This is a genomic window from [Chlorobium] sp. 445 (genome assembly GCA_002763895.1).
Classification (GTDB): domain Bacteria; phylum Bacteroidota; class Chlorobiia; order Chlorobiales; family Thermochlorobacteraceae; genus Thermochlorobacter.
This window is the reverse complement of sequence record NSLH01000020.1, coordinates 41501-48401: the sequence shown is the minus strand read 5'-3', so window position 1 is coordinate 48401 and position 6901 is coordinate 41501. Positions and strand designations below refer to the sequence as shown.

The 6901-nt window shown below is 48.2% G+C and carries 7 protein-coding genes; 3 read left to right on the top strand and 4 right to left on the bottom strand.

Annotation, left to right across the window (positions count from 1 at the left end; all coding sequences use genetic code 11):
• The 3 genes from CMR00_08955 to CMR00_08945 all read left to right on the top strand — a co-directional run.
• On the top strand, positions 1 to 244 hold a 244-nt coding region (locus tag CMR00_08955), incomplete at its 5' end, for a hypothetical protein (protein PIO47723.1).
• Between the two features lie 170 nt (positions 245 to 414).
• A complete protein-coding gene (locus CMR00_08950) occupies positions 415 to 957 on the top strand; it encodes a peptide deformylase (GenBank protein PIO47722.1) in 543 nt (180 codons plus the stop codon).
• A gap of 29 nt (positions 958 to 986) precedes the next feature.
• Positions 987 to 1919, top strand: coding sequence for a methionyl-tRNA formyltransferase (locus tag CMR00_08945; protein PIO47721.1), 933 nt, complete (start codon positions 987 to 989; stop codon positions 1917 to 1919).
• 10 nt (positions 1920 to 1929) lie between these two features.
• On the opposite strand, the gene CMR00_08940 is transcribed toward CMR00_08945, so the two are convergent.
• The 4 genes from CMR00_08940 to CMR00_08925 all read right to left on the bottom strand — a co-directional run bounded on the left by CMR00_08940 (position 1930) and on the right by CMR00_08925 (position 6805).
• Entirely contained in the window at positions 1930 to 3453 is a 1524-nt protein-coding gene (locus CMR00_08940) for a hypothetical protein (GenBank protein PIO47720.1), read from the bottom strand.
• Positions 3454 to 3464: 11 nt separating this feature from the next.
• On the bottom strand, positions 3465 to 4709 hold the full coding sequence (locus tag CMR00_08935; protein PIO47719.1) for a hypothetical protein: 1245 nt from the start codon (positions 4707 to 4709) through the stop codon (positions 3465 to 3467).
• 120 nt (positions 4710 to 4829) lie between these two features.
• Positions 4830 to 5840, bottom strand: a complete 1011-nt coding sequence (locus CMR00_08930) for a hypothetical protein (GenBank protein PIO47718.1) — start codon at positions 5838 to 5840, stop codon at positions 4830 to 4832.
• Entirely contained in the window at positions 5840 to 6805 is a 966-nt protein-coding gene (locus tag CMR00_08925; protein PIO47717.1) for a hypothetical protein, read from the bottom strand. Before CMR00_08925 ends, CMR00_08930 begins: the two co-directional genes overlap by 1 nt.
• Between the last annotated feature and the right edge of the window lie 96 nt (positions 6806 to 6901).

Below are 6901 nucleotides of genomic sequence, written 5' to 3'. Positions count from 1 at the left end.
GAAAAATACGCCTGAAGACCTTGAAGATGATGTACGTGCACTGACAACCGTCGGCACATCGGTCATTGTCGGCATGCGCTACGAAGGCGTTTGGCGTTCTACCGATGGCACTAATTTCACCGATTTTAATCAAGGTATTCAAGATACAAGAAGCAATATAGGCGCGCTCGCCACAGTAGGCAATGTGGTGATTATGGCGACCTCAGGACCAAGCCCGCAAATCTGGATTCGTCGGGTGCAATAAGCGGATAGCAACAATTTAAGCAAGGCACATAAGCTGCAACAACATTCACTTGCGCTGCAAAGGGCGAGTGCTCTCACTTGCCCTTATTTGTTACTTCTCAAAACGAATTTGCCGTGCGTTTTTGTTATCTTTAATCTATATTATACAACACTTATCTGTGCATTACGAATATGGCAATTTTACCGATTTACACTTACGGGCATGAAGTCTTAAAGAAAGTCGCTAAACCGCTCAAAGGCGTAACTGAAGAGATTAGGACACTGATTGCAGATATGTTTGAGACCATGTACCAAGCTGAGGGCATTGGGCTTGCTGCGCCGCAGGTTGGCAAATCCATTCGTTTGCTTGTGGCAGATATTTCCATGATTGAAAAGTATAAGCATACCAAGCCCATGGTCATCATCAATCCACAAATTTTGCAGACAGAAGGTGAAATTGAGATGGAGGAAGGCTGTCTTTCTATGCCTGGTGTGCGTGAAGTGGTTGTGCGTCCTGAATTTATTACGATCAAATATCGAGATGAAAATTTTGCAGAACACATTGAGCGCATTGGCGGTCTGATGTCGCGTGTTATTCAGCATGAATTTGATCATCTCAATGGTGAGCTTTTTGTTGAGAAACTTGAGCCCAGTGTGCGCCGCGAGCACAGAGCTGAACTTGAAGCCATTCGGCGCGGTGAAGTGGAAGCAGAGTATTTGCTTGCGGCAAAGTAGCTTTTTGATGCCTTCTTCAATCAGCGTTTATGAGTCTGCGCACTGTGTTTATGGGCACGCCTGAATTTGCCGTGCCATCGCTTCGCAAAGTTAGAGCCTCTGGCTACAACATTACTCTTGTTGTTACAAGTCCTGACAAACCGCGGCGCAGTGCACACAGTGAGCTTGAGCCTACGCCAGTCAAGCATACAGCCACAGAACTTGGTCTACCTACGCTTGAAGTTGAAGACCTCAATAGCGCAGAGTTTGCCACTGCGCTGCGACGTGCTGAACCTGATGTGATTGTTGTCGTTGCTTTTCGCATTTTACCGCCGCACATTTTTTCCATTCCATGCAAAGGCGCCTTCAATCTGCATGCCTCACTGCTGCCAAAATATCGTGGTGCTGCGCCCATCAACTGGGCGATTATCAATGGCGAAAAAGAGACTGGCGTAACCACATTTTTCTTACAAGAAAAGGTCGATACGGGCGCAATGATTGTACAGAAGCGCTTGGAGATTTTTCCTGACGAAGTTGCCACAGAACTTGCGGCGCGTTTGTCTGTGCTTGGTGCAGAAGCCGTTGTAGAAACGCTGGATTTAATTGCCCACAACGCGGTGCAGCCAATTCCACAAGATGATAGGCTTGCTACCAAAGCGCCTAAACTCACGAAAGACAACACAAAAATCAATTGGCATTTGCCTGCGCGTGCCGTGCATCAATTCGTGTGCGGGCTCTCAGAGCGACCGGCTGCATGGACAACATTTGACGATAAACTTGTGCGCATCTATCGCTCACGCTTGGTTGACTCTCGCGCTCAAGGTGATGCTGGTCAATGGCATATCAGCAACGACTCGCTCTATGTCAGTTGCGCCGAAGGCTTGCTTGAAATTCTTTCTTTGCAATTTGAAGGCAAAAAACGCATGAGTGCCTCCGACTTTTTGCATGGCTATCACCTCAAAGGCAACGAGCGCTTCGTTTAAGGCGACTTACCTACCACTCTACGCTGCGCCGTGTGCCAAATCCAACTCCGTAGTAAATCGCATTTAGTAAAAGCCGCTCGGTAGCGTGGTAATAGGCGCGGAAATTTGGCTCACCTGCAAATAAAATGACTTGCCCGCGCCCTTTGGCTTCTCGCATCAAGTATGCTGATTTTGCCCAACCTGAGCGGGCTTCTTGCCAGAGCAGTCCTGATACACGCAGATTTTCTGCATCCGCAAACCGTCCTGCGGTTTCCACTGGCGATTTGGAGAGATAGATATGCGGTGTGAAGATTGTGGCAGCGACTTTTTCTCCTGCGCCAAACGCTAACCAATGTTCTTCATCGAGCTTGACCGCTAAAAGTGCCCCGCGCGGCATAAAGAGCTTGATACGCTCATCTTCGATTTTGAGCATCTCATCATCTTTTTTTGCTGCTGATTTTTCGTCCTTTGTGTCTGGCTTTTCTACTTCTTTCTTCCGAGGTTCCCATATTTCCAAACTATCTAACTTCTTGGTGATATTTTCTTCAAGTTTTAATGCTGTCTCATACGTGCTAAGCTCTTTGAGCGCCTGACTGCGAAGCCTGACAGTTGTGAAAGCACGCGCGGTATCGGCTAAAAATGCTGCAGCTTCCTCGATTGCAATGAGTGTGCCTCCTTGTTCGACCCAAGTTCGCAGCACACTTATGCCACGCGTGCCAAGCGTGCTTTGATAATTGCCACTTGGCAAGATGATGATATTGTAGCGCTGCAAGTCATACGCGCCGATGTTGCTTGCGTTGAGCAGTGAGACACGCTGCCTAAAGCGCGCATCCAAAAGATGCCAAATCGGTGCAAAGCTTGTGGGATCGACGCCATCGCCAAACACCAGCGCAATTCTTGGCATCGCTAGCAACACAAACTCGCCGCCGCCCAAATCGGGTCCTTTGCTTGCAAGCGCAGTGCTCACGCCGTACAGCGTCACGCCAGTTTCTTTTGCAATTTCTGAAAGTGTGGCGACAAGATTTTGGTCATTTTCATTTTTGCGCAGTAGCAAACTTCCTCTTGTATAAGCACGTCCTTCGATTTCAAATGGCTTCTTTGCTGCTACTACTTTGCAATTTCTCGACAGCATCAGTGAGAGTGCGTGCATTGCGCGTTCGTCCGTTGCATCAAGCAGGAATCCATATTTTGCATTAGGATTTTCGAGCTTGCCTTGTGGCCTCGTCGGCATCGTGGCAGGCGCCGTATTTACGCTGGGTAAGGTGCGACTCCAATACGCCTCTAAACCGTAGGCAATCGGCATTGACCAGCCTGTTACATCATAGATTTTGGATTCGCCATTTTTTTCTAACTCACGCCGCTCCTGTTGTAGAAATGAGAGTGGCATTCTCGGATCGAATTCCATCATTACCTTTGCTAATCGTCCGTTAGGCTGCGCAAGTTTTACAATCAGTGTGCCTTGTGGCAATTTGCGCAGCACTTCTTTGCCCGTCCAGTAATCGACCGCACTTATGGAAAACTCTTTTTGAGCAACTTCCACTTCAATCTTGTGCATCAGGAGCTTTTCTAAAAATCGCTCGAAGCGTGTGGTTTGTGCGTTTGGAGCAATAAAGAAAAAACTTTGGGGTCGCCGGCTTTGCCTAAGTCGCCTCCTTCTTTGCGCAGCGTATAGAAATCTTTGAGTAGGGCTTTACGATTGTTTGCGGCGGTTGTGAGATTTGCAATTGAACTTACAAAGTGATGATGCACTGCCTCACGATAGGTCAGAATTGAGCCATCAGGGCGTTTGATGATTGAGCCTTGCGTTGAGGCTTGTTCATAGAGAATGCCGACTGCACCAATGTAGAGCGGGTACGATGAGCCATAGCCAGCATACCATTCGTCAAAAGTTTCTCGTGTAAAGTAGCTCCAGCCATATTGATCAAAGGCCTTGGCTTGATCACTACCAAAGATTTTCCACCACTTTTTTGTAATCTCAGAAATGTTGCGGTTGATAGGTTCATCTGGCGGATTGAAGTAGTAAGTTTGATATGAACCCATTTCATGCGCATCGACAATGAGTTGCGGATGCCAGGCTTGAATGGCTTTGATGCGGGCTTGACTTTCAGGCGAGACAAGCGCCAGCCAATCACGATTCATATCAAAAAGATAATGATTGAAGCGCCCGCTTGGAGATGTCCCTGTATGATTCAGACTTTGCACATCAGGATTCGGCACGGCGCCCGACCACTGCACAAACTGCTGAATTGCCCGTTCCCTACCATCAGGATTTTCAACTGGCTCAATGATGACAATAAGTTCTCGGCGCAATTTTTCTGTGGCTTCATCTTTGCCTGCCGCAAGATGATACGCCACCTGCATGGCAGCCTCAGAGCCTGAGAGTTCATTGCCGTGCACCGTGTAAGCTAGCCATACAATTGCTGGCAAACGTTCAGCCAGTGCGTCTGCCTCGGCAGCAGAGAGTTTGCCAGAGGCAAGTTTTTCCATGTTAGTGCGAATTTCACTGAGTCGTGAGAGATTCTCGCGCGAAGAAATGACGGCGTAAATCATTTTTCGCTTCTCGAACGTCTCACCGAAGGGTTCTACTCTTAGCAGCGGCGATTTTTCAGCAAGCGACTGAAAATAACGCAGCACATCAGCATGTCTTGTGGCTTGCGAGCCTAGCGCGTAGCCCAGGACGCTGTCGGGCGCTGGAATCGTTGCATCATAATTCGCATTGGGATAAAATGGCAGTGGTGCAGTGCCTTGTGCATAAAGTCTTGAGACAAAGAACAGTAAGAGGGAAAGCAAGTAGAGTTGTTTTTTTTGCATAGCAATGAACAGGTTACTGTTAGCAAGAAGCGTCTGCAAAGATAGCTTGTCTATGAATTAGTGTTAGCACTTTTTTACTTTTTTCGTGCTGCAAGTGCCCGCGCCGTTAGTATTGTTTAGCTACTTTGCAAGAATCATTTTGCGTGTTTGTGAAAATCCATTTGCTTGGAGTGTATAGAAGTAAAGCCCGCTGCCTAGATTTGCGGCATTGAAGTAATAGCGATTTTCACCTGCTTGTGCTCTGAGTTGTATGGCATGCACTTTGCGTCCCAAGACATCGGTGATGGTTAGTGTCGCCACTCCCGGCTCTTTCATCGTAAAGCGAATGACGGTGCTTGGATTGAAAGGATTGGGATAGTTTTGCATCAGCGCATAATCATAAACTTTAGTCGGTTCTATTTCGCGCGCTTCTACCGTTACGATTTGCGCGTAGTCATGCTGCGAAGCGTTGTAATCGACTGAGCGCAATGCATATTGATAGACTTTGCCTGTCTCGATATTCGCATCAAGAAATGTGTAGGTGGTTGGATTTGCGGTTGTGCCTTGTCCGCGCAAGTTTGCAGAAAACTGATACGACGCAATGGTTTGCCAGTCTCCATGTTCTGCATGGTTTCTGCGCCGCACTTCAAAGCCAGCATTGTTTTTCTCTGATGCCGTTTGCCACATCAGTTCAATTCCACGTGCGGTTGCTTGTGCTGTAAATGCGCTGAGCTCAACGGGCAGTGGATTATCACCTGAGCCGAGCGCAAATTCACTGAAGGCGTTGATGGTTGCACGCAGATCGCCACCGACTGGCGAGAGCATTGACAGCCCAGCAAAGCTACCGTTGTCGGGCGTCGGACGGCGATATACCAGTACTGTCGCTTCATTGAAAATACCGCTATTTGGAATTTCACTGACTCGGAAACGCAGTGTCGCCGAGGAAAAACTAAATGACCCAAGGCTTGTAATAATCCATCGATATTGGCTAACGTTGCCAGCAATCCCTGTTGGACTGCGTGGCGAATTTGTAAAGCGCTGAACTTGCACTGTGCCCGACCCGCTTGCTCCCGTAAAATCAATTCGTACGCCAGTGGTATTGCCAACATCGTTGAAGTCAGCGGTAGTGGTGGTGTTATTGACGCTGCGCACTACGGTAGCCGCTGCGCCATTTGCACCAAAAGGCGATTCGCTTGTCCAAACTGGACCTGACGGAGTGCCGCCGACGTAATGACACCGTTGCTCAGCGAAGATATACTGTTCGTCAGTGTTGTGCCTGCCCCTTCATCAAAGTGATAGAGTCCAACCGTATTGGCATCGGGGGCGAAAGGCGCTGTAGGTGGTGTAAAGGCTGCAGTGTAGCGAACAATGTCCGAAATACGCAGTTCATCTAAAAAGCCACTGTATGAAAGATATTGCGGTGGGAAGTTATTGACATACTGGTCGTAGTCATGCTTTTCTGCTCCCAAGACGATATAAGGCTCATTATCCCATGTATTTGTTGGGAAAACAGGTGGGTTAGGCGTGCGTGTCGAGAGTGAGCGCGCCGGATTGTACGCAATGCTGCCTGCGGGCGCATCGGTAGCCGTTGCATCGATATTGCCATCTACAAAAATGCGAATTGTGCTGCCGCTCTTCGTTACAGCGATATGATGCCAGTTACCATCTGCGACGTTTGTTGTTCCAATAATTGTTCTGCCGACACTGCCAGTAGCACAACCAAATGCTACCACGCGCTCTGTGGAAGTTAGTGTAGGTCGCCCGATTGCCACACCAAAGTCGCCGTTGTTGGGGTTATCAATAATGTCGCGATCAAAAATGACATTGCCAGTAATCCAGCCATCGCCATCATTTGTGCTCTGGACAATGCCCGTGTTTTCAGACGCAAAGGCACGCATCCAAAATTCAATCGTGAAATTATTGCCTACATTGATTGGCAGCGATGAGCCATTGGGTGGCGGATTCAGCAGTGGAATTTTGACGCGGTCGATATCATTTGTGCCGTTACCAAAGAAGCGCAGTGCCGCCTGTCCTGAACCAATCGGCTGGGCAAACGCTGGTAACGCAAATGCGCTCAGTACTACAAGCAGCAGCAGAACGGTTTGACTTTGTTTCATCAGCGTATGGCTTTAAGCTTTAGGCAAAGTATGTGTGTAGCACTTGCAAATCTAACTTCTTTTGCTGCATCACAGCAAGGCGTCTCGTTCTTCGTT

Coding starts and splice junctions, on each gene's coding strand:
- CMR00_08950 (PIO47722.1), top strand. CDS start 415: ATGGCAATTTTACCGATTTACACTTACGGGCATGAAGTCTTAAAGAAA.
- CMR00_08945 (PIO47721.1), top strand. CDS start 987: ATGAGTCTGCGCACTGTGTTTATGGGCACGCCTGAATTTGCCGTGCCA.
- CMR00_08940 (PIO47720.1), bottom strand. CDS start 3,453: ATGCACAAGATTGAAGTGGAAGTTGCTCAAAAAGAGTTTTCCATAAGT.
- CMR00_08935 (PIO47719.1), bottom strand. CDS start 4,709: ATGCAAAAAAAACAACTCTACTTGCTTTCCCTCTTACTGTTCTTTGTC.
- CMR00_08925 (PIO47717.1), bottom strand. CDS start 6,805: ATGAAACAAAGTCAAACCGTTCTGCTGCTGCTTGTAGTACTGAGCGCA.